Below are 24,862 nucleotides of genomic sequence, written 5' to 3' on the forward strand. Positions count from 1 at the left end.
ACTGCCACACGCTGCCCGGCTTCGCGATCTGGTACTGCGCGGCGAACGGCGCCTGCGGGTCGTTGCCGTCGGAGCCCTGGAAGAGGCTCACCGAGCCGTCCGACCAGCGCACCAGCAGGTCCATGTGGCGCGATGCGCCCGGCGAGCCGCCGGTGAAGTAGCCCGACGCGAGCAGGTCGGCCTTCTTCCAGTCGGAGCGCGGCAGCAGGCTGCGCGCCGCGGTCTGCTCGATCCAGCCGGCGATGTCGTCCACCCGGACGCTCGTGGCGCCCCTGCGCGTCTCGGTCGCCGGGGTGCCGAGGCAACCGCCCTGCCACGAACGGCTGTTGACGGCGGCGAGCTCCGGTCCCGAGGACGACTCGCGCAGGGTGGGACCGCCGGTGTCGCCCTTGCACAGGGCGGCGTCCGAGGCGGCGGCCGGTTCCAGCCCGAGGGAGCCGTCCTTGACGGTCTGCGCGGTGAAGGCCCCGGTGTGCAGCCGGTCGGGCACCCACTCGTCCTTGGTGCGGCCGTACCCGGCGGCGACGAGCGCCTCGCCGGCCTGCGGGGCGGCCGTGGCGATCCGGGCGGGTGCGATACCGGGGACCGGGGCGGCGAGACGGGCCATCACCAGGTCGCGGTCGGTCCGCGGGACCAGCTCGACCACCTCGGTGACGGCGCCGCCGCCCGCGTTCAGGTCCGTACGGCCGATCGTGGCCGTGGTCTTCCAGCGGGGCGTGCCCGCGGCGACGGTCGCGCCCGGGGTCTCCGCGAAGCAGCTGGCGGCGGTCAGGAGCCACTGCTGCTCGACGAGGGTGCCGGTGCAGGAGCGGGCGCCGTTGCCGATGTCCAGCTTGGCGGTGAAGGCGTACGAGCCGTCCGTGGGGCTGTTCCCCACGACGGCGTGGGCGGGCGCGGTGGCCAGGGCCCCGGCGGCGACGGCGGCCGCCGAGACGAGGGAGACGACCGCGGCGCGTCGGCGCGGCTTGTGCATGGGTGTTCCTAGCGAGTCGGAGGGTGCGAAGAGGGGGGCTGCGGCGGGCGGGTTCACCGCGCGCGCCGGCCGGCTCAACCCGTCACCTTCAGTTCCACGAGGACCGCGGGCCGCGGGTCCTTCTGATCGCCTTCACCGACCGGCTTGTAGTCATCCTTGGGCACGTCGACCGTGGTCGTTTTCCCGTCCGTCGTCAGGCTGGCGCGAACCGCCCGGTCGTCGGTGCGGATAGCGTGGACCCGATTGACTTCCAGGCTGAGATATCCGGTCTTTCCGGTGACCCGGAAGCAGTACCGGCCCTCGGTGTTCTGCAGCGTCCACACCTGGATCTGGTGCGGGGCGGAGCAGTCCGTGAGGGTGATGTGGCCGTCGCCCCGACGCAGGACGATCCCCTTTTCCTTGAGGATTCCCTCGGCGTCCGGATAGCCGAAGTCCTCGACGGCGTAGGGCGGTTGCGTCTCGGTGTCGTCCGTGGTCCCGGCTGCCGCCGCCGTGGTCAGCGGGGCGGCGTTCGCCGTGGTCAGGGCGGTCCCGGTCAGTGCCGCGACGGTGCCGACGACGCCCGCGAGCAGCATTCCGCGCACGCGAAATTTCACGAGTGGTTCCCTTCGAAGATGCGGCGCACCAGGGCAGCCGCGAAGAAGGCCCGTTCCCCCAGGGCCTTTTCAGAACGTATCACCTTCGTTCACAGGTTCCTGACAAGGTCTGCCGCTATAACGACGCGATAACGGCTGCCAAGGGGAGGGAACCTGACCGGCTGATCCTCCGTCAATTCCCGGAACACTGCCTTCCGTTTCCCGGGTGCGAACTTCTCGCAGGTCGGGGATATGCTCGCCGCGCCGATATTCGGCGAACCCGCCATGACCGGGCGGGATTCTTGAACGGGAAATCAAAACGTGAATAGAGCAGGGGGAAGGTGGGCGCGTGGCATACGTACGGTGTGCCTCGGCGCCCTGACGCTCTCACTGACCATGGGAGCCCTCACGCCCGCCGTGGCCGACGACGGACCGGTCGTCACCGCCCCGGCGACCGACCGGCAACTGGTGCTGGACGCGTGGAACACCGGAGGCCCCTCCGTACGGGCCGCCGCCGAGACCGCGCTCCAGGGCTCCGACGCCGACATCCGGCTGTTCCTCGACCAGGAGCAGGCCGTGGCGGAACGCCACGACGAGCAGATGCTGTTCTCGCAGCTCTACTCGGTCAGCGGGCCCAAGGTGCGCGAGGCGGCGCTCAAGGCGCTCGACAGCGGCGATCGCGAACAGGTGCTGGCGTTCCTGCGGGACGGCTGGCAGGCGCCGCTGCGGCAGGACCAGCAACTGCGGATCTCGCAGCTGGTCAGCGAGGGCGGCCCGAACGTCAAGTCCGCGGGTGTCGCCGCGCTCGACGGCGGCCCCGACCAGGTGCGCGCGTTCCTGGAGAAGGGCCGGTACACGGCCGCCGAGGCCGACGACCGGCTGGAGCTCTCCCGGATCGTCAGCACCGGCGGACCCGCCACCAAGGCGGCCGCCATGGCCGCCGCCGACGGAACCATCGACGACGTACGGGAGTTCCTGAACGTCGGGCAGTACATCGCCCGCGCCCGGGACAACGAGCACGCCACCGTCGCGCAGCTCGTCGAACGGGCCAAGGCGGCCGGGGCGCAGGCCAAGCAGCACACGGACGCCGCCAAGGAGGCCTCCGACCGGGCCGTCAAGGCCTCCGCCCTGGCCAAGAAGGCCGCCGAGGAAGCCGCCCAGGAGACCGCCGCCGCAGGCAAGGACGCCAAGCGCGCCGCCGGCGCCGCGGGCCGCGCCGCACGCGCCGCCCAGGGCGCCGCCTCCGCCGCACAACAGGCGATCAGCGCCGCACGTGCCGCGAACGCGGCGGCCCGGGTCGCCGCCTCCGCCGCGTCCCAGGCCGCCATCGCCGCGGCCGGTGCCGAGGACGCCGCTGTCCGCGCCCGCAGCGCCGCGGCCGCGGCCGCCGGTGACGCGTCCCAGGCCGCGGCCGCCCGCAAGGCCGCGCAGGAGGCCCGGACCATCGCCAAGCAGGCGCGCGAGGCCGCGCTGGCCGCACAGGCCGCGTCCGTGGCGTCGCTCGCCGCCGGCTCCGCGGCCGACTCCGCCGCGAGCGCCGGCCGCAACGCCGACGAGGCCGCCGCCCAGGCCGGCCGGGCGGGCGGACTCGCCCGGGCCGCCGGGGCGCACTCCGCCCAGGCCGACGCGGCCGCCGAGACGGCCCGCCGCAGGGCCCGCGAGGCGACCCGGGCCGCCGGTGTCTCCCAGGCCCTCGCCAAGGAGTCCGCCGCGGCCGCCACCGACGCCAGGGACGCCGCCAACGGCGCCGCCGACCACGCCGAGAACGCGGCCAAGGCCGCGGACGAGGCGGCCAAGCAGGCCGGCAAGGCCACCGACGCAGCCAAGGAGTCGACCACCCAGGCGGGCGAGGCGAAGAAGGCCGCCGACGCCGCCACCGCCGCGGTCAAGGAGGCCCGTGCCACCTTCGACCTGACCCGCCGCAGCGAGGCCGAGGAGCTCACGGCCCGTACCGCCGACGCCCTGGAGACCGCCCGGGAGAGCAAGGCCGCCTACGACCTGCAGACGGGTCAGGCCGACCAGCTCGCCAAGGCGGCGGCCGCACTCGACGGCGTGGTCGCCGAGATGTCCGCGTACGCGGCCCAGCCGGACGCGGACCCCGCGCGGATCGTCGCCAAGGGCCGCTGGATCGCGCTGGTCACCCTGAAGACCCGCGGGCCGTGGAGCAGCAACGCCGCCGCCGACGCCCTCGCCGGCTCCGACGAGGACGTCCTCGCCTACGTCCGCACCGGCTGGACGGAGGCGGCCCAGCAGGACGAACGGGCCCGGGTCGAGCGTCTCGCCGACGACGCCGAGTCGCCCGCCGTGCGCAAGGCCGCCGAGGACGTCCTCGGCAAGGACGCCGGGCAGATCCACGCGTTCCTGACGACCGGGCAGCACGAGGTCGCCGCCAACGACTACCGGCTGCGCGTCTCGCAGCTCGTCAGCACCGGCGACGTCGCCACCAAGGAGGCCGCGCTGGCCGCCCTCGACGGCGGCACGGACGCCCTGCGGGCCTTCCTCACCTCCGGCCAGTACATCGCCCGGATCAAGGACGAGCAGCTGCGCGCCTCACGCCTCGTCAGCACGGGCGGCCCCGAGCTCAAGGCGGCCGCGAGCGTCGCGGTCGAGGGTGCGCCGCAGGTCCTGCACGAGTTCATCACCGTCGGCCAGTACCGGGCCGCCCGCCAGGACGCCCTGGCCGCCACCCACATCGCCGCCGTCCAGCAGATGATCGCCGAGGCGGCCGGCGTCGCCGCGACGGCCCAGCAGAACGCCGCCGACGCCCTCAAGGCGGCCGCGCTCGCCCGCAAACAGGCCGGCGAGGCCAGAACCTGGGCCGACAAGGCGAGCGCGTCGGCGCAGGAGGCGAAGAAGTACGCCACCGAGGCCGGCAAGTCCGCCGACCAGGCGGCCACGTCCGCCGCGCAGGCACAGCAGTCGGCCAGGACCGCCCACAAGGCGCAGGTCGACGCGAACGCGGCGGCGATCGACGCGACCACGTCGGCGCAGAAGGCACGCGCCTCCGCCGCCTGGGCCCGCTACTCCGCCGAAGACGCCTCCGAGTCCTCCCGGCAGGCCCGCGCCTCCGCCCAGGCCGCCGGAAAGGACGCCACGGACGCCGACAAGGCGGCCAAGGACGCCAAGGCCACCGCCGAGACCAAGCGGCGTGCCGAGGAGGAGGCCCGGCGCCGGGACGAGGCGGCCCGCAAGGCCCGCGAGGAGGCGATCCGCGAGGCCGCCGAGGAGGAAGCGGACGAGACCGAGTGGACCTGGTCCGACACCGGGCACCTGCTGCTCGACGTGGCCGGCCTCGTCCCGGGCGCCGGCGAGTTCGCCGACGGCGCCAACTGCGCCTGGTACGGCGCCGAGGGGGACGCGCTGGACGCCGGCCTGTCCTGCGCCTCCGCCGTCCCGGTCGCCGGTTACGGCGCCTCGACGGTGAAGTTCGGCAAGTGGGGCAAGAAGGCGCTCGGCGTCTTCAAGGGCCTGTTCGGCAAGGCGCGCAAGGCCTGCCGGGTGCCGCTGGCCAACAGCTTCACGCCCGAGACGCCCGTCGTCATGGCCGACGGCACGGTCAAGCCGATCAAGGACGTGCGCATCGGCGACCGCGTGCTCGCCACCGACGTCCGCACCGGCCGCACCGGGCCGCAGCCCGTCCAGCGGCTCATCACCGGCACGGGCGCCAAGAGCCTGGTCCGGTTCACCGTCGACACCGACGGCGCCGACGGGGACGCCACGGGCACGCTCACCGCGACCGACAACCACCCGCTGTGGGTGCCCGACCGGCACGCCTGGATCCCCGCGGGCCACATCCGGCCCGGCGACCGGCTCCTCGGTACCGACGGCACGCTCCGCACCGTCACCGCCACCCGCGCCTGGGCGGAGACCCGGACGGTCCACAACCTCACCGTCGCCCACGCCCACACCTACTACGTGCGGGCCGGCGACGCCACGGTCCTCGTCCACAACGACGGCGGCCTCGACTGGGAGAAGGAGTTCGAGAAGCTCAAGCAGACCTGGGACTCCGGGGACCAGGACGACGACGGCTACCACGCCCCGCGCGGCAACCAGGCGGAGAACAAGGAGTTCAGGGACGCCCTGCGCTCCGTCGAGCGCGACCTGGGCCGCAAGGTGACCCCCGCCGAGCGCCGTGCGCTGCACGACCGGATCACCGGGCAGGGGTACGACTACCATCGGATCGTCGAAGAGGCCAAGGGGTTGTTCGGTGGATGCTGACACGGAGCCGGAGAACGTCCGGCGGCTGCTGACCGGGGCGGAGATCCGCTCGGTCGGCCGCGCGGCGGGCATGGGCGTGCTGGAGCTGACCGGCGCGCACGGCGAGGACCTCGGACTGCACCTGAGCTGCGCCTTCCGGATCGTGCGCGACGGACAGGTGGTGCTGGGCTCGCGCGACATGTCGTACGTCCGCAAGGACGCGGGTCAGGACGCGTTCGACACCTTCGACACCCTGTACGACGACCGCGCGGCGATCCTCAACCGCGTCCTGGCCGGGGCCCGGCCCACGGTGCGGGACGTCCACCAGGGCGCGGCGGGCGCCCTGACCCTGGAGGCCGCCCACGGCTTCAGCGTCGAGGCCTTCCCCGACCGCTCCGGCGGTGAGGAGTCCTGGCGTGCGCTGGTCCGCGGCGGGCCGCACTACGGCTACCCGCCGGGCGTGGTGTAGGCGTCCCGCGCGCTCACAGCCCGAACAGGCTGGGGTCGGTGGCCAACTCCTTGAAGTGGTCCTGGGGGTTGGCCACCATCCGGCGCTCCTTGAGGTCCAGCAGTCCGCCGACCGCGGTCAGTTCGGCGGCCACGGTGCCGTCCGTCTTGCGGAATATCTGCTCGATGCGGAACGTCTTGCCGCCGCCCCAGGAGAAGGCGCACGTCACGTCCACCTCGTCACCGGCGAGCAGCTCGCGTTTGTAGCGGATGGTGGTCTCCAGGGCGACCGGTCCGACACCCGTGGAGATCAGCCGGGCCTGGCTGATGCCGGCCGCCTGCAGCAACGACCAGCGGGCGTGCTCCGCGTAGTTGAGGTACACGCTCTGGTTCAGATGACCCTGGGTGTCGGTCTCGTATCCGCGGACGGTGATCCGTACGGAGAACGGCTCGCTCATGGCTTCCCTTCCGAGTTCGCTGCACTGCCCACCGATCTTGGCACGGCCCTCACACCCGGCGGGGCGACGCCAGCAGATAGCGGTCCCGGGTACGGGGCTCGGTGTACTCCCCGGCCTGCCATCCGGCCCGCTCCAGCGCGGCCGCGCAGCCGCGCAGCGCGACGGGGCCGTCGGCGTACACGGCGACGGCCTCCGGCTGCGGCGTCGCCCGCACCCGGTAGCCCGCGCCCTCGGGTCCCGCCGGCCGCTGCCCGGCCGCCTCCAGGGCGAGCGCGGCGGCCTGCACCAGATGCGCGCGCTCCCAGCCGCAGGGCCGGTCCGTCGACCCGTCCCGGTTGGTCATACGGCGCAGTTCCAGCAGCCCCTGCCAGGCGCTGTGCACCTCGCGCAGCCGGGCCGGGCCGGGCGGCGGCGGCTCCTCCTCGCCGCCCACCCGCGCGGTGAAGACACCGGTGGACGGCTGGGCGGGGGCCGGCTCGGGCGGCGCGGTCACGGGCGTCTCGCGTATCCGGTGCCCGGCCGGCGTCAGGAAGTGGCCGTGCGGCGGGCGCGGATGCCGGAACGCCAGTCCGTGCCGCACCAGCGCCGCGAGCTGGGTCGGCGTCCCCTTCAGCCGCCCGGTGACGGGATCGGCGGCGTCGATGACACGCCGCTGGGCGGCGGTGGGCGGTCGCGTCACGGCAAGCTCCTCCCAGCAGGACCGACGGGCCTGACACCCGCTTCGCAGGCTACGCCGGGGGTCTGACATTCCGGCCGCCGATCACGGAACGCCGGGGCTGACCCTCGCCGCGCGGCTCACGCCGGGGGTCTGACGTTCCAGCCCGCGATCACCGGCCGCCCGTGCTCCGTGCCCAGCCGGCCCAGCGCACCCGTCGCCAGCTGGAACAGTGCCCCGTGCTGCGGGGGCAGACCCAGGCGCCGGGCGGTCAGTACCCGCAGGAAGTGCCCGTGGGCGACCAGCAGGACCACGCCCTCGGTGTTGGCGAGCGCGGCGTCCACCTTGCCCAGCATCCGGTCGGCACGCTCCCCGACCTGCTCGGGCGTCTCCCCGGGGTGCTCCGGCGGCCCCGGCGCGACCCCGTCCGTGAACAGGAACCACCCCGGCCGCTCCCGCTGGATCTCCACGGTCGTGACGCCCTCGTACCCGCCGTAGTCCCACTCCCGCAGGTCGGCGTCCACGCGCGCGTCGTGCACCCCGATCAGCTCGGCCGTCTCCCGCGCCCGCTGCAGGGGGCTGACGAAGGCGGCTCCGATCCGGTGCGAGCGGATCAGCGGCACCAGCCGCCGCGCCTCCTCCCGCCCGTGCTCGGTCAGCGGGACGTCCGTCCACCCGGTGTGCCGCCCGGACCGCGACCACTCGGTCTCGCCGTGCCGGACCAGAAAGAGATCACCCACGGTTCAGAGCGTACGGGCCCGGTCCGCCGACCGCGCGGAACGGGCAGCGCCGACAGCCGCGCCGTGCCCCTGCTGCACCCGCAGCCGCCCCCGCCACACCCGCGCGCGGGCCTGCCTGCCGATCCCACCGCCGGGAGCGGCCCTACTGCCGGTATCCGCCGAGGAACCGTCCGATCCGGCCGATCGCCGCCTCCAGGTCCTCGGCGTGGGGGAGGGTGAGGATGCGGAAGTGGTCGGGCGTGGGCCAGTTGAAGCCGGTGCCCTGGACCACCTGGATCTTCTCGCGCAGCAGCAGGTCCAGGACGAACTTCTCGTCGTCGTGGATCGGGTGCACCTTGGGATCGATGCGCGGGAACGCGTACAGCGCGCCCTTGGGCTTCACACAGGACACGCCGGGGATCTCGTTCAGCTTCTCCCAGGCGACGTTGCGCTGTTCGTGCAGCCGGCCGCCCGGCCGCGTCAGGTCACGGATGGACTGGCGGCCGCCGAGCGCGGCCTGGATGGCGTACTGGGCGGGCGCGTTGGCGCACAGGCGCATGGAGGCCAGCATGGTCAGGCCCTCCAGGTAGTCCTTCGCGTGCTGCTTCGGCCCGGTGACCACGAGCCAGCCGGACCGGAAGCCGGCCACCCGGTACGTCTTCGACAGGCCGCAGAAGGTGAGGACGACCAGGTCGGGGGCGAGCGCGGCGGCCGAGTGGTGCACGGCGTCGTCGTAGAGGATCTGGTCGTAGATCTCGTCGGCGAAGACCATCAGCCCGTGCCGGCGGGCGAGGTCGAGGACGCCCTCGACGATCTCCTTCGGGTAGACCGCGCCGGTGGGGTTGTTGGGGTTGATGAGCACGACCGCCTTGGTGCGGTCGGTGATCTTCGAGGCCATGTCGGCCAGGTCCGGGTACCACTCGGACTGCTCGTCGCACAGGTAGTGCACCGCCTTGCCGCCCGCGAGCGTCGTCACCGCCGTCCAGAGGGGGAAGTCGGGGGCCGGGATGAGGATCTCGTCGCCGTCCTCGACCAGGGCCTGGACGGCCATGGAGACCAGCTCGCTCACGCCGTTGCCGAGGAAGACGTCGTCGACGTCGACCTCCAGGCCCAGGGTCTGGTAGCGCTGGGCGACCGCGCGGCGGGCGGAGAGGATGCCGCGCGAGTCGGTGTAGCCGTGCGCCTGCGGCAGCATCCGGATCATGTCCTGGAGGATCTCCTCCGGCGCCTCGAAGCCGAAGAGGGCCGGGTTGCCGGTGTTCAGGCGCAGCACGCTGTGCCCGGCCTCCTCCAGCGCGTTGGCGTGCTCGATCACCGGGCCCCGGATCTCGTAACAGACCTCGCTGAGCTTGTTCGACTGCCGGAACTCCATGCGCCCCTCCGGAAACTCGTGGTGCTTGGTTTTACCAAGTAGGAGCTTGGAAAGTCCAACAACGCGTCTAGACTGCGTCGCATGTCACCCCGCACCCGCCGTAGTTACGACCAGTACTGCTCCGCCGCCCGCGCCCTCGACCTCGTCGGCGATCGCTGGACCCTGCTGATCGTCCGGGAGCTGCTCGCCGGGCCGCGCCGCTACACCGACCTGCACGCCGACCTGCCGGGCGTCAGCACGGACATGCTCGCCTCACGGCTGAAGGACATGGAGCAGGGCGGCCTGGCCACCCGGCGCCGGCTGCCACCGCCGGGAGCCGTCTACGTCTACGAACTGACCCCGCGCGGAAGGGGACTGCTGCCCGTCCTGCAGGCCCTCGGCGCCTGGGGCGAGGCGGAGCTGGGGGAGCGGCGGCCCACCGACGCCGTCCGCGCGCACTGGTTCGCGCTGCCGCTGCTGCGGGCGATCGACGGACAGGGGCTCGTCGAAGTCCGGCTGGAGGAAGGCGTGTTCCATCTGCACGCGGGATCCGAGGAGGGCCCCGTCTACGGCGACGGGCCGGCACCCGGCGAGCCCGACGCCCGGCTCGTGATGGACGCGTCCACCTGCACAGCCATCAGCGCCGGTGAGCTGAGCCTCGCCGACGCCGTCCACGCCGGCCGCGTCGAGGTGTCCGGGGACGGGGCCCTCGCCAAGGAGCTGCGCAGCCTATGACATGGACCGCGGCAGCCATCCCGTCCCGGCCGGCGACTCGGCCGCAGCCGAGGGTGCCGGGGTGCCGGCCCAGCCACGGACATCGGGGGCGGAGACCCTGTGGACCGGCTGGATGCAGGTGAACCGGTCCGTGTGGACCCGTCTTGGCATGGACGCCGCTCCCCCGCAGGAGGCCGCCTCCTTCTTCCTCTTCGCCGTCTCCAGGCGTGGGGCGATGTTCTTCCTCCCGACGCCCGATCCCTCCGACGGCGCGCGCCTTTGTGACTTCCTGGACGTGAGGGAGACCGGCAACCGCGCCGTGGGGTGCGCATCACGGGGCAGGACAAGGGCCCGCCGCACAGGACGTGCGACGGGCCCTGTAGGGCAGGTCTCGTCAGGCGTTCGGCGGCACGTACGGCGGGCGTCCGCGCCCGCGCGTCAGTGCGTAGCCGCCGATGCCCGCGAGCGCGGCCAGCACGCCGCCGATCGCGCTCCACACCCAGCGGTCCGACCACCAGCCCGACGACCAGCCGCCGTCCGGCTCGACGCTGGCCAGCACGGCCGCCGTCTTCGAGTCGTCCTTCTCCTGCTGCGCCTTGACGGCGACACCCGGCACCAGCGGCTCGGCCAGCCGGCCGTCCACGGCCGCCGCGCCGCCGATGTCCTTGGACTCGACGCGCAGTTCGGCGTTCACCGGCTGCCCGAGGTCGGCCGTCTGCACGCCCACCGCCGTCAGCCGCACGTAGTACGTGCCCGGCAGCGGGTCGTTCGCCCACGGCTCCGACCAGGAGCGCACGGTGCGCAGCACGCACGCCAGCTCCAGCGAGGAGGTCCCCGCGTCGGCCGTGCGGGTCTGCGCGCCGTACTGGCAGGCCTGGCGGCGCCGCAGCCCGTCGTACACGTCGACCTGCCAGGTCTGCGTGGTGTGCGTCTGCGGCAGCTTCACCGTCGCCTTCACGGTGGGCCGCTGCTTCGCGTCCGCCGGGAACGACCAGTACAGGTAGTCACCGGTGGAGGCGCTCGCCGTGGCCGTCTGGCCCTGCTCCACCTCCGTCGCCGTACGGAACGAGGTGCCCGCCGACGCCGGCGCCGAGCCGGCGCCCGACGGGCTCGCGGACGGGGACGAGTCGGCCGCCGCGGGGGCGGCGGCGAGGCCGAGCGTCAGCAGGGCCGCGCCCAACGCGTGCGTGAGCTTCATCAGTTGGTCCTCCACACCGCGACACGCCAGCGCGACAGCCAGCCCCACACCACACCCGCGAGGAAGCCGATCAGCACCAGCAGACCGAGCAGCCACCAGCCGCGCCCCAGACCGAAGGACGCCACGTCGTCCGCCTGCGACGGCCCGTCGACCACGTCCACGGTCAGCTCCAGCGGCATACCGGGCGTGGTCTTCACCCCGGGCGCCGCCGAGAAGGAGTTCGTCACCGCCAGGCACACCGTCTCCGCCGGGGCGTTCTCGTCGTCGCTGTCGGCCTTCGGGTAGCGCACACCCGTCGAGATCACGTCCGTACGGCCGTTGCCGGCCGCCTCACCGCGCACGATCTCCCGGCCGTGCACCGTGACCGCGCGCAGCAGCACGCCGTAGTCCGGGTGCATCGAGCGGTCCGCCGCCACGCTCACCGAGGCGCGCAGCTCCTGGCCGGGCTTCACGTCCACCCGGTACCAGCGCTGCTGCCCGAACTCCTCGCGGTCGGTGTACAGGCCCGAGTTCAGCGTCGGCGCCTTGGCGCAGGAGGCGGCGCCGTCGGTGGCGACCGGCGTGACCACCGGGTCGGCCGCCCGGTCCACCAACTGGTTCACCTTGTCGGCGAGATCGTCGGTGTGCTCCACCGAGGTGTAGGTGCCGCCGGTCGCCTCGGCGATACAGCTGAGCTGCTGCCGCATCTTCACGTTGGGCACCAGGCCGAGCGTGTCGATGGTCAGGCCGATGCCCTTGGCGGCTATCTCGCGGGCCACCTCGCACGGGTCGAGCGGGGCGCAGGTGTCCTCGCCGTCACTGATCAGCACGATCCGCTTGGAGCCGGTGCCCCCGTCGAGGTCCCCGGCCGCCTTGAGCAGGGCCGGTCCGATCGGCGTCCAGCCGGTCGGGCTGAGCGTGGCCACCGCGGTCTTGGCCTCGGTGCGGTCCAGCGGGCCGACCTTGTACAGCTGCGCGGTGTCCTTGCAGCCGGTCTGCCGGTCGTCGCCCGGGTAGGTGGCGCCCAGCGTGCGGATGCCGAGCTGGACCTCCTCGGGCGTGGCGTCCAGCACCTCGTTGAACGCCTGCTTGGCCGCCGACATGCGTGTCTGTCCGTCGATGTCCCGCGTCCGCATCGACCCGCTGACGTCGATCACGAGGTCGACCTTCGGCGCGCTTGCGGTGGTCTCGTCGGCGACCGCCCCGGCCGGGAACGCGAGCCCGGCCGCGAGCGCGGCGAGCAGGGCGCCGAGGCCCGCCGCCAGCCGTTGTCTTCTGATCATCGGCGGATCTTATTGATCTGTGCCGCCCCGCTCCAAAACGGTCCGTCAGACGAGCGGGTTCGGCAGCCGGGTCCACTGGTCACCGGGCACGTCCGGCGACAGCCGCATCGAGGTCAGGGCCTTGGCGGGCAGCGGTTCCTGACACAGCGCCACCAGGTCGGGGGTGCGCGGCAGATCCCGTACGGCCGCCTCCAGCGCCCCCGCCAGCGCCGGGCCGCCGCCCGCGGTGGCCGCCAGCGCGCCCGCCACCAGCGAACCGAACAGCTTGCGCCGCAGTGCCGTCACGTCGTCCGTGACGATCCGGCCGGCCAGATCACCGGGGACCGCGATGCCGTGCCGGGCCAGCCGGGCCGGGCCGACCCGGATGTCGGCCAGGTCCCGGTAGACCAGCCGCCGCGGCTCGCCTCCCGGCCCCAGCACCACCAGCAGGTTCTGCCCGTGCGCCTCCAGCGCCACGCCCAGCTCCAGCAGCCGCAGGCCCGCGCCGAGCGCCAGCCGCGCGAAGTCCGCGAGCCAGTCGGGGGAGTGCGGGCCGGCGAGCGCCGCGACCGGGACGACCTCCTCGCCGGGCCCCGCGTACACCTCCGGCGCCTCGCGCAGCTGAGCCGCCAGGTCGGGGGAGTGGGCGGTGGCCGCGCCCAGCGTGCGCGTGATGTGCAGCAGGCCGTCCGTGCGCGCCGCGATCCGCTCACCGAACGCCGAAAGGGAGGCCGCCATGCGCACCGAGCCGACGGAGATGTCCCGCACCGAGGACGTCAGCCGGGCGCTCAGGGCGGTCTTCACATGCGGCCCGCCGGGCAGGGCGAGGGTGCGCAGCGCCATCAGCGGGTGCGCGGCGAGCGTGGTCTCGCCGGTCCGCTTCAGCACATGCGCCGCCTGCCACGGATGCACCGGCAGCAGCAGTCGCTCCCCGTCCCGCAGCCACCCCGGCCAGTCGCCGCTGACCAGGCAGCCGGCCGCCGGAACGGGCAGCAGCTCCAGGTCGACGACCGGCCGGTGCTCGGGCGCGTACGCCAGTTGCTCGGCCACCGAGAAACCGGGCCGGGAGCGGCAGCACGGATGGTAGGGGTGCCCGTCGACGACCCGCTGCTCCCACTCCCAGCCGTGCGCCGGCCGACCCTCGGGCCGCTCCTCCTGCCCGGCCCGGGACAGCGCGAGGGAGGCCACGCTGTGCCCGAGCTCGGTGGCGAAACCCGCCGCGTGCGGTACCGCGAGGTCCGTCATCAGCCGCTCGGGCCGCTCGTACGCCACGTGGTCCAGGTGTACGACGGTGACGTACGCGTCGGTGGCGTACGGGTCCGGCGCCGGGCCGTGCAGCCGGCGGCCGTCGGCCAGGTGCAGGGTGAGACGGCCGCCGCGCTCCCCCCGGCGTGTGATCCACGGCAGCGGCTCGTGGGCGAGGCCGCGCCACAGCCGGGTCAGCACGGCGGCCCGCGCCCCGGGCAGCGCGGCCCGGTACCGGGGCTCCAGGCCGGGACGCTCGGCGGCGAGTTCGGCGGCGACCTCCGCGTCGGCGGTGGGGGGTCGGTGCACGGGCGGGCTCCTCGGGTACGCGGGGAGCGTCACGGCGGGGCGTGACGGCAGGGATACTGATCGTCTCCGACCGACAGGACCGTAGGGAACGAGTGGATCGCGTGGACCTGATGCCTCCCACCATCGGCGATGCCGCGCCGCGCGACGCCCTCGCAGCCCTGGCCGACGCCCACGCTACGGCACCGCTGCTGAACTGCCTGCTGCGCGAGGTCGCCCGGCCCGCGGGTGAGCCCGACGGACGGCGGGTGCACCGGCCGGGAGGGGAGGGCGACGGTGGGCGGGTGCCGGGAGGGGAGTGCGACGGCCGGCGGGTGCCGGGCGGGGAGGCGGACGGATGGCGGGTGCACCGGCTGGCCGCCTCCGGCCGGCTGCTGCGGGTGCGCGGCACGCGCCGCCCGACCCGGCCCGAGCTGCGCGCGGACGGAGCCTGGCGGCCGCTGGGCCACGGCGAGCTGGTCGCCCTCGTCGCCGACGAGCTGCGCCGGCACACCGGGCTGGCCAACCCCGACCTGCCCGCCGAGATGAGCGACAGCCGGGACGTGGTCGCCGCCCTGCTCGCCGCCCGCGCCGGCGCCATCCCGCCCGCCGACCCGTATCTGCGCTCCGAGCAGTCCCTGATCACCGGCCATCCCCACCACCCCGCCCCCAAGGCGCGGGGCGGCGGCCCGTCGGCCGGCTGGCTGCCGTACGCCCCGGAGGCGCACGCCCGCTTCCCGCTGGTCCTGCTCGGCGTGCGCGCGGACACGGTCGTGGAGGAGGGCGACACCGGCGCCCTCGACGCGCTCGGCGAGGCCCCGCCCGGCTATCGGATGCTGCCCGCGCACCCCTGGCAGCTTCAGCTGGCCGCGCCCGCCCTGGCGGACGCCTTCGCCGACGGACGGCTGATCCGGCTGGGCGCCACCGCGTCCGAGACCTGGCCGACCGCCGCGATCCGCACCGTGTACGCGCCCGAGGACGACCTCTTCCTCAAGTTCAGCCTCGACGTGCGGATCACCAACGACGTCCGCCGGCTGTGGGAGCACGACCTGCGCAGGCTCCGCCGGACGGACAAGGCGGTGGCACACGCCTTCGCGGCGCTCGGCGGGCCGGCGGCCTGGCTGAGCGACCGGGGCCACCGCACCGCCGCCTTCGCCTACGAGGAGCTGGCCGTCGTCGTCCGCGACGGCCTGCGCGGTCCCGTCCTGTCCGGTGCGACCCCGCTGCTCGCGGCCGGCCTGGTGGAGGGCTTCGACGGCAGCCCGCTCGCCGCCGCGGCCGACCCGGCGGCCTGGTGGGAGGCGTACCTGCGCGCGGTCGTGCCGCCCGCGCTCGCCGCCTACGCCGACCACGGCGTCGTCCTGGAGGCGCACCTGCAGAACACGCTGGTCGCGGTGGACGCCGACGGGATGCCCGTGCAGGCGCTGTTCCGGGACGCGGAGGGCGTGAAGCTGCTGCCGGACGTGACGCCCGAGGCCGGCTGGCAGCGGCTGGTGTACTGCCTGGTCGTCAACCACCTCACCGAGGTCGCCGCGGCGCTCGCCGAACACCACCCCGGCCTGGACCCGTGGCCGGCGGCCCGCCGCGAACTGGCCCGCCACGACCTGCCCGAGGTCGCCGCCCTGCTCGCCTCCCCGACCCTGCCGGGCAAGACCAACCTGCTGCTGCGCTGGACCGGCGCGGACGGCGCCGCGGCCCGCTATCTGCCGCTGCCCAACCCGCTGGCCGGTACCTGACCTGCCGTAGGCTGGCCGGTGTGCTGCGCGACGTGACCGCTGTTCGATACGTGACCCCGCTGAGGTCGGGCGGTTCGGTGCCCGCGGTCGTCGAGGCCGATGACGACGGCACGTACGTGGTCAAGTTCACCGGCTCCGCGCAGGGGCACAAGGCGCTGGTCGCCGAGGTGATCGTCGGGGAGCTGGCCCGCGCGCTGGGCCTGCGCTTCCCCGAGCTGGTGCTGGTCCACTTCGACCCGGCGATCGCCGCGCACGAGCCCCACCAGGAGGTGCGGGACCTGCACGACGCCAGCCTCGGGCTCAACCTCGGCATGGACCATCTGCCGGGCGCGGTCGACTTCACGCCCGAGCTCGCCCGGGTCTTCCCGGTCGACCCGCTGGAGGCCGGCCGGATCGTCTGGCTCGACGCGCTCACCGCGAACGTCGACCGTACGGTGCACAGTTCCAACCTGATGGTGTGGCCCACCCTCGGCGTCGCGCCGCCGCGGCTGTGGCTCATCGACCACGGCGCCGCCCTCGTCTTCCACCACCGCTGGGACGGAGCCGACCCGGCGAAGGCCTACGACCTCCGCCACCACGCCCTCGGCCACTACGGCCCCGACGTGCGCGCCGCCGACGCCGAACTGGCGCCCAAGGTCACCGAGGAGCTGCTGCGCGCGATCGTCGCCGAGGTGCCCGACGCCTGGCTGGAGGACTCCGCCTTCGCGGGCCCCGACGAGGTGCGCGCGGCGTACGTGGCGTATCTGCACGCGCGCGTGCGGGCCTCGCACCAGTGGCTGCCCACCGACTTTCCCAGCCGGGAGGAGCTGGCCGCGGAGGAGGCCCGGCGGGCGGCACGCACCCAGGCGGGCCGGCCGGCCTGGCTCAAGCGGGTCCCCGACCTGCACGGCAAGCCGGCCGCGGAACAGGACTGGACGGTGCACCTGGGCTGAACGCGCCGAGTGGCCCCGGGAAGGCCCGGGGCCACTCGTGTCGTCCCGTCCGGGTGTCAGCCCTTCAGCTGCTCGTACGCCGGCAGGGTGAGGAAGTCGGCGTAGTCGTCGTCGAGGGAGACCGTCAGCAGCAGGTCGTGCGCCTGCTGCCAGTTGCCGGCGGCGAAGGCCTCGTCGCCGATCTCCTCGCGGATGTTCTCCAGCTCCTGAGCGGCGACCTTGCGGGCGAGGTCGGCGGTGACCTTCTCGCCGTTGTCCAGGACGACACCGGCGTTGATCCACTGCCAGATCTGGGAGCGGGAGATCTCGGCGGTGGCCGCGTCCTCCATGAGGTTGAAGATCGCGACCGCGCCCAGGCCGCGCAGCCAGGCCTCGATGTAGCGGATGCCGACCTGGACGGCGTTGACCAGACCGCCGTAGGTGGGCTTGGCGTCCAGGGAGTCGATGGCGATCAGGTCGGCCGCCTTGACGTCGACGTCCTCGCGCAGCCGGTCCTTCTGGTTCGGCTTGTCGCCGAGGACCTTGTCGAAGGACTCCATGGCGATCGGCACCAGGTCGGGGTGGGCGACCCAGGAGCCGTCGAAGCCGTCGTTCGCCTCGCGGTCCTTGTCGGCGCGGACCTTCTCGAAGGCGACCTTGTTGACCTCGGCGTCCTTGCGGGAGGGGATGAACGCCGCCATGCCGCCGATCGCGTGGGCGCCGCGCTTGTGGCAGGTGCGCACGAGGAGTTCGGTGTAGGCGCGCATGAACGGGGCCGTCATGGTGACCGCGTTGCGGTCCGGCAGCACGAACTTCTCGCCGCCGTCACGGAAGTTCTTGACGATGGAGAACAGGTAGTCCCAGCGGCCGGCGTTCAGCCCGGAGGCGTGGTCGCGCAGCTCGTAGAGGATCTCCTCCATCTCGTACGCCGCCGTGATCGTCTCGATCAGGACGGTGGCGCGGACGGTGCCCTGCGGGATGCCGAGGTAGTCCTGGGCGAAGACGAAGACGTCGTTCCAGAGGCGGGCCTCCAGGTGCGACTCCGTCTTCGGGAGGTAGAAGTAGGGGCCCTTGCCCAGGTCGAGCAGGCGCTGGGCGTTGTGGAAGAAGTACAGGCCGAAGTCGACGAAGGCGCCCGGGACCGGGGTGCCGTCCGCGTCGACGAGGTGCCGCTCGTTCAGGTGCCAGCCACGCGGCCGCATGACGACGGTGGCGAGCTGCTCGTTCGGCTTGAGCGCGTAGGACTTGCCCGACCTCGGGTCGGTGAAGTCGATGTTGCGCGTGTAGGCGTCGATCAGATTGAGCTGGCCGAGGACGACGTTCTCCCAGGTGGGGGCGGAGGCGTCCTCGAAGTCCGCGAGCCAGACCTTGGCGCCCGAGTTCAGGGCGTTGATGGTCATCTTGCGGTCCGTCGGGCCGGTGATCTCGACACGGCGGTCCTGCAGCGCGGCCGGGGCCGGGGCGACCTTCCAGGAGTCGTCCGCGCGGATGGCGGCCGTCTCCGGCAGGAAGTCGAGCGTGGAGGTGCGGGCGATCTCGGCGCGGCGCTCGGCACGGCGGGCGAGGAGTTCCGCGCGGCGCGGCGTGAACCGCTGGTGCAGCTCGGCCACGAAGGCGAGCGCCGCGTCGGTGAGGACCTCTTCCTGCCGGGGCAGGGGCTCGGCGTCGACGATGGCCAGCGTGGACGGCGCTGGTGCGGACATGAGCGGTCACTTCCTTACGGGGGGCTGTTTCAGCGAACCACGTGCATCGCCACTCTGCCCTGGCACGGGGTGCCTAGATGCAGAAATGGGGCGGTTCGCACCCGCTGTGCGGTCGGGTGCTTCTGAACAGTGGATAGTAGTTACCGCATGGTGGAAGTTCAATGGTTTGTTGATGTCGAGATTCTCTGAGTCGAGGAAAGGTGGCGCTCGGTGCCACCCCGTTCACTGAAGGTGGCCCAGGTCCGCCACGGTGTCGATGTCGTACGGCCGCGCCACGTCCCCGCACTCGACGAGCCGCATCTCGCGCGTGTGCTCCCGCAGATAGACGCGTGCCCCCCGGTCGCCGGCCGCGCTGGCCGCGACGCCCGCCCAGTGGGCCGCGCCGAACAGCACCGGATGCCCGCGAACGCCGTCATAGGCGGCCGAGATCAGGCTGTGCTCGTCCTCGAAGGCACCGAGTACGCGCGCGAAGGCCTCCGCCCCGATCCCGGGCTGATCGACCAGCGACACGAGCGCGGCCCGCGCCCCCGACCCGGCCAGCGCGTCCAGTCCGGCCCGCAGCGAGGAGCCCATCCCCTGCTCCCACTCCGGGTTCTCCACGAGCACACACCCCTCCAGCCGCGCCCGCTGCCGTACGACGTCGGCGGCCGCCCCCAGGACGACGTACACGCGCGTGCAGCCCGCCGCACGCAGCACCCCGACGGCGTGCTCGACCAGGGGCCGCCCCCGGTGCTCCAGCAGCGCCTTGGGCCGCCCGCCGAGCCGCCGGCCGCCCCCGGCGGCGAGCAGCAGCCCCGCGACGGGGTTCTCCGGGGTCTCAGATGTCGTCATGAGCCCTGCATACCGCACACGGCTCGGGGGTGGCTCACACAGCGCAGCAACTCGATGACGCAGCGGACTGGCGCTCGCCGGGCGCGGTGTCGTTTACTGTCTCACCCGCCCGGCTCACCTCACCGGCGCGGGCGGACGCCACAGGGGAGATTCGCACGACGGAGTGCGAGGGGGAGGGCTGTGTTGCGCAGTGTTCAGCACAAGCCGGCCATCGGCGGCGAGGGGGACCTGCGGGCGGGCCGGCTGCGCGCCGCCGCGTCCCGGTTGCGCCGCGAACTGGCCGCGCACCCGGCCGAGTTACGGGACCGGGACATCGCGGAGGAAGAGCTGGCCGCACTGACGGCCATGGCCACCCGGGGCACCCCCGAACCGGCCCAACTGCACCGCTCCCTGCTCCTGATAGCAGGAGCGATCGGCTCGGTGAGCGCACTGTCGGGAGCACTGAGGGAGGTCAGGGCGGCGGTGGAGGCCTTCAGCGAACCGGGGTGAAACGGAACGCCGGCCGGAGCAGCGCCGCCAAGGGGCGCGGGGCTGTATCGATATGCGGCTCCGCCGCGCGGGCGCGACAAGCCACAGTCCACCCCCACCCGCAAGACGACAGCACCCGGCAGACGAAAGGCGCTACCCGCCCACGTACGCCGCGAGATGCTCACCGGTAAGCGTGCACCGCGCTGAAACCAGCTCCGCCGGCGTCCCCTCGAACACCACCCGCCCCCCGTCGTGCCCGGCCCCCGGCCCAAGGTCGATGATCCAGTCCGCGTGGGCCATGACGGCCTGGTGGTGTTCGACCACGACGACCGACTTCCCGGAGTCGACGAGCCGGTCGAGCAGCCCGAGCAGTTGCTCGACATCGGCCAGATGCAGCCCGGTCGTCGGCTCGTCCAGCACGTAGACGCCGCCCTTCTCACCCATCTGCGTCGCCAGCTTCAGCCGCTGCCGCTCACCGCCCGACAGCGTGGTGAGCGGCTGGCCGAGGGTGAGGTACCCGAGGCCGACGTCGGACAGCCGCTGGAGGATCCGGTGCGCGGCCGGCGTACGCGCCTCGCCCGCGCCGAAGAACTCCTCCGCCTCGGCCACCGGCATCTCCAGCACCTCGCTGATGTCCCGGCCGCCGAGGCGGTACTCCAGGACCGACGCCTCGAACCGCTTGCCCTCGCACTCCTCGCACGTGGTCGCGACCCCGGCCATCATCGCCAGGTCGGTGTAGATCACGCCGGCGCCGTTGCAGGTGGGGCAGGCGCCCTCGGAGTTCGCGCTGAACAGGGCCGGCTTCACGCCGTTGGCCTTGGCGAACGCCTTGCGGATCGGGTCGAGCAGCCCGGTGTACGTCGCCGGGTTGCTGCGCCGCGAGCCGCGGATCGGGGACTGGTCGATGGAGACCACACCGGCGTCGGCGGGCATCGACCCGTGCACCAGGGAGCTCTTGCCGGAGCCGGCCACACCGGTCACCACGACCAGCACGCCGAGCGGGATGTCGACGTCCACGGACTTGAGGTTGTGGGTGGTCGCGTCCCGGATGGCCAACTTCCCGGTGGGCGTGCGGACCGTCTCCTTCACCCGGGCCCGGTCGTCGAGGTGGCGCCCGGTGAGCGTGCCGGCGGCCCGCAGGCCCTCCACCGTGCCCTCGAAGCAGACCGTGCCGCCCTCCGTGCCGGCCCCGGGCCCGAGGTCGACGACGTGGTCGGCGATCGCGATCAGCTCCGGCTTGTGCTCCACGACGAGCACCGTGTTGCCCTTGTCCCGCAGCCGCAGCAGCAGGTCGTTCATCCGCTGGATGTCGTGCGGGTGCAGACCGATGCTCGGCTCGTCGAAGACGTACGTCACATCGGTGAGCGAGGAGCCGAGGTGGCGGATCATCTTCACGCGCTGCGCCTCGCCGCCCGACAGGGTGCCCGCCGGCCGGTCCAGCGAGAGATAGCCGAGGCCGATCTCCACGAAGGCGTCGAGGGTGCCGCGCAGGGAGGTGAGCAGCGGCGCCACCGAGGGCTCGTCCAGACCGCGCACCCACTCGGCCAGGTCGCTGATCTGCATCGCGCACACGTCGGCGATGCTCAGGCCTTTGATCTTCGACGACCGGGCGCCCTCGTTGAGCCGGGTGCCCTCGCACTCGGGGCAGACGGTGAAGGTGACCGCCCGCTCCACGAACTCCCGGATGTGCGGCTGCATCGCCTCCTTGTCCTTGGCGAGCATCGACTTCTGGATGCGCGGCACCAGACCCTCGTAGGTCATGTTGATGCCCGCGATCTTCATCCGGGTCGGCTCCCGGTACAGGAAGTCCTGCAGCTCCCGCTTGGTGAACTTCCGGATCGGCTTGTCCGCGTCGTAGAGGCCGGACTCGGTGTACAGGCGGTGGTTCCAGCCGCCCGACTTGTAGCCGGGGACGGTGAGCGCGCCCTCGTTCAGCGACTTGGAGTCGTCGTAGAGCTGGGTGAGGTCGATGTCGGTGACCGAGCCGCGGCCCTCGCAGCGCGGGCACATGCCGCCGGTGATGCTGAAGCTGCGCCGCTCCTTCACGGTCTGCCCGCCGCGCTGCACGGTGACCGCGCCCGCGCCGCTGATCGAGGCGACGTTGAAGGAGAACGCCTTGGGGGAGCCGATGTGCGGCGTGCCGAGCCGGCTGAAGAGGATGCGCAGCATCGCGTTGGCGTCGGTGGCGGTGCCGACCGTGGAGCGCGGGTCGGCGCCCATGCGCTGCTGGTCGACGGTGATCGCGGTGGTCAGGCCGTCCAGCACGTCGACGTCGGGGCGGGCGAGCGTCGGCATGAAGCCCTGCACGAAGGCGCTGTAGGTCTCGTTGATCATCCGCTGCGACTCGGCGGCGATCGTGTCGAACACCAGCGAGCTCTTGCCCGAGCCGGAGACACCGGTGAAGACCGTCAGCCGGCGCTTGGGCAGCTCGACGCTGACGTCCTTGAGGTTGTTCTCGCGCGCCCCGTGCACGCGGATCAGGTCATGGCTGTCAGCGGCGTGAGCGGGCGTCGGTGCGGCGTTCCCCGTGGCCTTGGTCATGGCGTCTCCAACTGGTCGGACCCTCGTGCCGCTCACGCTACGGGGCCGGAGGGGACGCGCGCTTCTCCTGTCCTGATCGGTTCGTGATCCGCCGCGGATCCGGTCCGGTGCGCGCGAGGACCCCTCCCGGCCCGCGGGAGGGGGCCGGCCGTCAGCCGCCGTTGTTCCCGGAGCTGGTCAGGGCCTCGGAGAGCTCCTCCGCGACCTGCTGGAGGATCGGCACGATCTTCTCCGTCGCCGCCTCGGTGACCCGGCCGGCCGGACCCGAGATGGAGATCGCCGCGGCTGTGGGGGAGTTCGGCACGGACACCGCGAGGCAGCGCACACCGATCTCCTGCTCGTTGTCGTCGATGGCGTAGCCGATCCGGCGGACCTCCTCCAGCGAGGCCAGGAAGTCGTCCGGTGTCGTGATCGTCTTGTCCGTCGCGGCGGGCATGCCGGTGCGGTGCAGCAGGGCGCGCACCTCCTCCGGCGGGTAGTCGGCGAGCAGTGCCTTGCCCACGCCCGTGGAGTGCGGCAGCACGCGCCGGCCGACCTCGGTGAACATGCGCATCGAGTGCTTGGACGGCACCTGCGCCACGTACACGATCTCGTCGCCGTCGAGCAGGGCCATGTTGGCCGTCTCGCCGGTCTCCTCCACGAGGCGGGCCAGGTAGGGCCGCGCCCAGGTGCCCAGCAGCCGGGAGGCGGACTCGCCGAGCCGGATCAGGCGGGGCCCGAGGGCATAGCGGCGGTTGGCCTGCTGGCGGACGTATCCGCAGGCCACCAGGGTGCGCATGAGGCGGTGGATGGTCGGCAGCGGCAGCCCGCTGCTCGCGGACAGCTCGCTCAGGCCGACCTCGCCGCCGGCATCCGCCATGCGCTCCAGCAGGTCGAAGGCGCGCTCCAGGGACTGGACCCCGCCTGTTGCGGCGGGTTTGGCGGAGTCGGTGGTGCTGGCGCTGGACGTCGGCACGGCGCGTTCCTTTCGGGGCTGGCAGGAGAGGCAGCAGCCTACCCGGCGGTCGGTTGACTCCCCGCTTGTGCGTAGCTACGTTCTGTCTGGCGGAATTCTAATTTCGCTTTGTGGAAACGTCCAGGGTGGGCGGTTCGGGTGCACTGTGGATGAGTGTGCCCTTGACGACGCGAAGGCGGGAGTGAAGACTCCCGAAGTAGCTTCAACAGTTCGTTGAATTTCCGCTGGGTGGAAGAACCGGGCAGCGATCTCGCGCTCCCCGAGGCGCCACAGCGGCAGAGAGAGGGGTCCGGGTGTCCGACGCTGAACTGGTCCTGCGTTCGAGGCGCGTCATCACTCCCGAGGGGACGCGGCCCGCGTCCGTCGTGGTGGCCGGCGGCAAGATCGCCGCCGTCCTCCCGCATGACGCGGAGGTACCCGCCACGGCCCGTCTGGAGGACTTCGGCGACGACGTCCTGCTGCCCGGCCTGGTCGACACGCACGTGCACGTCAACGACCCGGGCCGCACCGAGTGGGAGGGCTTCTGGACCGCCACCCGCGCCGCCGCGGCCGGCGGCATCACCACCCTCATCGACATGCCGCTCAACTCGCTGCCGCCCACCACGACCGTGGACAACCTGCGCGTCAAGCAGGACGTGGCCCGCGACAAGGCACACATCGACTCGGCTTCTGGGGCGGCGCCCTGCCGGACAACGTCAAGGACCTGCGCCCGCTGCACGACGCCGGCGTCTTCGGCTTCAAGTGCTTCCTGTCGCCCTCCGGCGTGGACGAGTTCCCGCACCTCGACCAGGAACGGCTCGCCCAGTCCCTGGCCGAGATCGCCGGCTTCGGCGGCCTGATGATCGTGCACGCCGAGGACCCGCACCACCTCGACGCCGCCCCGCAGCACGGCGGCCCCAAGTACACCGACTTCCTCGCCTCCCGCCCGCGCGACGCCGAGGACACCGCCATCGCGAACCTCATCGCGCAGGCCAAGCGCCTGGGCGCGCGGGTGCACGTGCTGCACCTGTCCTCCAGCGACGCGCTGCCGCTGATCCGCGCCGCCAAGGCCGAGGGCGTGGCGATCACCGTCGAGACCTGCCCGCACTACCTCACCCTGACCGCCGAGGAAGTCCCCGACGGCGCCAGCGAGTTCAAGTGCTGCCCGCCCATCCGCGAGGCCGCCAACCAGGACCTGCTGTGGCAGGCGCTCGCCGACGGCACCATCGACTGCGTCGTCACCGACCACTCGCCGTCCACCGCGGACCTCAAGACCGACGACTTCGCCACCGCCTGGGGCGGCATCTCCGGCCTCCAGCTCAGCCTGTCCGCCGTGTGGACCGCCGCCCGTGAGCGCGGCCACGGCCTGGAGGACGTGGTGCGCTGGATGTCGCAGCGCACGGCCGCCCTGGCCGGCCTCGGCTCCAAGGGCGCCATCGAGGCCGGCCGCGACGCCGACTTCGCCGTCCTCGCCCCCGACGACACCTTCACCGTCGACCCGGCCGCCCTCCAGCACCGCAACCGCGTCACCGCCTACGCCGGCAAGACCCTGTACGGCGTGGTGAAGTCGACCTGGCTGCGCGGCGAGCGGATCGTCGCGGACGGTGAGTTCACCGAGCCCAAGGGCCGTCTGCTCGACCGGCCCGCCTGACCGAGAGGCCACCTCGACCGCCTCCCCAT

19 protein-coding genes and 1 pseudogene are annotated in these 24,862 nt (G+C 73.1%); 7 read left to right on the plus strand and 13 right to left on the minus strand.

All coding sequences use genetic code 11. The features are described 5' to 3' along the window. Together C3489_RS23835 and C3489_RS23840 are read right to left on the minus strand one after the other, a co-directional pair. Positions 1–973: trypsin-like serine protease (locus C3489_RS23835; protein WP_146075346.1), on the minus strand; the 973-nt coding region annotated here is incomplete at its 3' end. 74 nt (positions 974–1,047) lie between these two features. After that, the gene (locus tag C3489_RS23840; protein WP_258054922.1) at positions 1,048–1,548 is read right to left on the minus strand and encodes a hypothetical protein; all 501 of its coding nucleotides are present in this window, start codon (positions 1,546–1,548) and stop codon (positions 1,048–1,050) included. 396 nt (positions 1,549–1,944) lie between these two features. Here C3489_RS23840 and C3489_RS23845 point away from each other — a divergent pair, with 396 nt between their 5' ends. Both C3489_RS23845 and C3489_RS23850 read left to right on the plus strand, forming a co-directional pair. Then, complete coding sequence (locus C3489_RS23845; protein WP_146075347.1) at positions 1,945–5,766, plus strand: polymorphic toxin-type HINT domain-containing protein; 3,822 nt, start codon at positions 1,945–1,947, stop codon at positions 5,764–5,766. After that, the gene (locus C3489_RS23850; RefSeq protein WP_103784088.1) at positions 5,756–6,214 is read left to right on the plus strand and encodes a hypothetical protein; all 459 of its coding nucleotides are present in this window, start codon (positions 5,756–5,758) and stop codon (positions 6,212–6,214) included. The genes C3489_RS23845 and C3489_RS23850 overlap by 11 nt, the downstream gene beginning before the upstream one ends. A gap of 13 nt (positions 6,215–6,227) precedes the next feature. Here C3489_RS23850 and C3489_RS23855 read toward each other — a convergent pair whose 3' ends face one another. From C3489_RS23855 to C3489_RS23870, 4 genes are all read right to left on the minus strand, one after another. Then, a complete protein-coding gene (locus C3489_RS23855; RefSeq protein ID WP_103784089.1) occupies positions 6,228–6,650 on the minus strand; it encodes a thioesterase family protein in 423 nt (140 codons plus the stop codon). Between the two features lie 49 nt (positions 6,651–6,699). Next, positions 6,700–7,329: a hypothetical protein gene (locus C3489_RS23860; protein WP_103784090.1), complete on the minus strand. Its 630-nt coding sequence runs from the start codon at positions 7,327–7,329 to the stop codon at positions 6,700–6,702. 116 nt (positions 7,330–7,445) lie between these two features. Beyond that, a complete protein-coding gene (locus C3489_RS23865; protein ID WP_103784091.1) occupies positions 7,446–8,045 on the minus strand; it encodes a histidine phosphatase family protein in 600 nt (199 codons plus the stop codon). 142 nt (positions 8,046–8,187) lie between these two features. Further along, positions 8,188–9,396 carry a pyridoxal phosphate-dependent aminotransferase gene (locus tag C3489_RS23870; RefSeq protein ID WP_103784092.1) on the minus strand — a complete coding sequence of 403 codons (1,209 nt, stop codon included), beginning with the start codon at positions 9,394–9,396 and terminating at the stop codon, positions 8,188–8,190. An 81-nt stretch (positions 9,397–9,477) separates the two neighbouring features. On the opposite strand from C3489_RS23870, the gene C3489_RS23875 reads away from it, so the two are divergent. Then, entirely contained in the window at positions 9,478–10,110 is a 633-nt protein-coding gene (locus tag C3489_RS23875) for a winged helix-turn-helix transcriptional regulator (protein ID WP_103784093.1), read from the plus strand. A gap of 373 nt (positions 10,111–10,483) precedes the next feature. Here the strand turns inward: C3489_RS23875 and C3489_RS23880 are convergent, their stop codons facing one another. Genes C3489_RS23880 through C3489_RS23890 form a run of 3 tightly spaced genes read right to left on the minus strand, consistent with a single transcriptional unit; the run spans position 10,484 to position 14,082 of the window. Continuing rightward, positions 10,484–11,287, minus strand: coding sequence for a hypothetical protein (locus C3489_RS23880; RefSeq protein WP_103784094.1), 804 nt, complete (start codon positions 11,285–11,287; stop codon positions 10,484–10,486). Further along, positions 11,287–12,549: a VWA domain-containing protein gene (locus C3489_RS23885; RefSeq protein WP_103784095.1), complete on the minus strand. Its 1,263-nt coding sequence runs from the start codon at positions 12,547–12,549 to the stop codon at positions 11,287–11,289. Before C3489_RS23885 ends, C3489_RS23880 begins: the two co-directional genes overlap by 1 nt. A gap of 45 nt (positions 12,550–12,594) precedes the next feature. Next, a complete protein-coding gene (locus tag C3489_RS23890; protein ID WP_103784096.1) occupies positions 12,595–14,082 on the minus strand; it encodes an IucA/IucC family protein in 1,488 nt (495 codons plus the stop codon). Between the two features lie 92 nt (positions 14,083–14,174). Between C3489_RS23890 and C3489_RS23895 the strand changes: the two genes are divergently transcribed. Together C3489_RS23895 and C3489_RS23900 are read left to right on the plus strand one after the other, a co-directional pair. Further along, positions 14,175–15,794 carry an IucA/IucC family protein gene (locus C3489_RS23895; protein ID WP_103784097.1) on the plus strand — a complete coding sequence of 540 codons (1,620 nt, stop codon included), beginning with the start codon at positions 14,175–14,177 and terminating at the stop codon, positions 15,792–15,794. Between the two features lie 20 nt (positions 15,795–15,814). Beyond that, positions 15,815–16,726 (plus strand): HipA family kinase, encoded by a 912-nt coding sequence (locus tag C3489_RS23900; protein WP_103784098.1) that lies wholly within the window; start codon positions 15,815–15,817, stop codon positions 16,724–16,726. A 56-nt stretch (positions 16,727–16,782) separates the two neighbouring features. Here C3489_RS23900 and aceB read toward each other — a convergent pair whose 3' ends face one another. Together aceB and C3489_RS23910 are read right to left on the minus strand one after the other, a co-directional pair. Beyond that, positions 16,783–18,408: a malate synthase A gene (aceB, locus tag C3489_RS23905; protein WP_103784099.1), complete on the minus strand. Its 1,626-nt coding sequence runs from the start codon at positions 18,406–18,408 to the stop codon at positions 16,783–16,785. Positions 18,409–18,630: 222 nt separating this feature from the next. Continuing rightward, complete coding sequence (locus C3489_RS23910; protein WP_103784100.1) at positions 18,631–19,239, minus strand: NTP transferase domain-containing protein; 609 nt, start codon at positions 19,237–19,239, stop codon at positions 18,631–18,633. A 180-nt stretch (positions 19,240–19,419) separates the two neighbouring features. Here C3489_RS23910 and C3489_RS23915 point away from each other — a divergent pair, with 180 nt between their 5' ends. After that, a complete protein-coding gene (locus C3489_RS23915; protein WP_103784101.1) occupies positions 19,420–19,728 on the plus strand; it encodes a DUF5955 family protein in 309 nt (102 codons plus the stop codon). A 132-nt stretch (positions 19,729–19,860) separates the two neighbouring features. Here C3489_RS23915 and C3489_RS23920 read toward each other — a convergent pair whose 3' ends face one another. Both C3489_RS23920 and C3489_RS23925 read right to left on the minus strand, forming a co-directional pair. Then, positions 19,861–22,248 carry an excinuclease ABC subunit UvrA gene (locus tag C3489_RS23920; protein WP_103784102.1) on the minus strand — a complete coding sequence of 796 codons (2,388 nt, stop codon included), beginning with the start codon at positions 22,246–22,248 and terminating at the stop codon, positions 19,861–19,863. A gap of 151 nt (positions 22,249–22,399) precedes the next feature. Further along, entirely contained in the window at positions 22,400–23,203 is an 804-nt protein-coding gene (locus tag C3489_RS23925; RefSeq protein WP_103784103.1) for an IclR family transcriptional regulator, read from the minus strand. Positions 23,204–23,496: 293 nt separating this feature from the next. Between C3489_RS23925 and allB the strand changes: the two are divergent. Next, positions 23,497–24,833: pseudogene (allB, locus tag C3489_RS23930) on the plus strand (allantoinase AllB). Positions 24,834–24,862 lie beyond the last annotated feature (29 nt).

The organism is Streptomyces sp. Ru71 (assembly GCF_002920535.1).
Lineage (GTDB): Bacteria > Actinomycetota > Actinomycetes > Streptomycetales > Streptomycetaceae > Streptomyces.

What these genes read in the sequence shown, in the direction of transcription:
- C3489_RS23870 (WP_103784092.1), bottom strand. Translation starts at nt 9,396, where the DNA reads ATGGAGTTCCGGCAGTCGAACAAGCTCAGCGAGGTCTGTTACGAGATC.
- C3489_RS23855 (WP_103784089.1), bottom strand. Translation starts at nt 6,650, where the DNA reads ATGAGCGAGCCGTTCTCCGTACGGATCACCGTCCGCGGATACGAGACC.
- C3489_RS23880 (WP_103784094.1), bottom strand. Translation starts at nt 11,287, where the DNA reads ATGAAGCTCACGCACGCGTTGGGCGCGGCCCTGCTGACGCTCGGCCTC.
- C3489_RS23845 (WP_146075347.1), top strand. Translation starts at nt 1,945, where the DNA reads ATGGGAGCCCTCACGCCCGCCGTGGCCGACGACGGACCGGTCGTCACC.
- C3489_RS23875 (WP_103784093.1), top strand. Translation starts at nt 9,478, where the DNA reads ATGTCACCCCGCACCCGCCGTAGTTACGACCAGTACTGCTCCGCCGCC.
- aceB (WP_103784099.1), bottom strand. Translation starts at nt 18,408, where the DNA reads ATGTCCGCACCAGCGCCGTCCACGCTGGCCATCGTCGACGCCGAGCCC.
- C3489_RS23910 (WP_103784100.1), bottom strand. Translation starts at nt 19,239, where the DNA reads ATGACGACATCTGAGACCCCGGAGAACCCCGTCGCGGGGCTGCTGCTC.
- C3489_RS23920 (WP_103784102.1), bottom strand. Translation starts at nt 22,248, where the DNA reads ATGACCAAGGCCACGGGGAACGCCGCACCGACGCCCGCTCACGCCGCT.
- C3489_RS23885 (WP_103784095.1), bottom strand. Translation starts at nt 12,549, where the DNA reads ATGATCAGAAGACAACGGCTGGCGGCGGGCCTCGGCGCCCTGCTCGCC.
- C3489_RS23840 (WP_258054922.1), bottom strand. Translation starts at nt 1,548, where the DNA reads ATGCTGCTCGCGGGCGTCGTCGGCACCGTCGCGGCACTGACCGGGACC.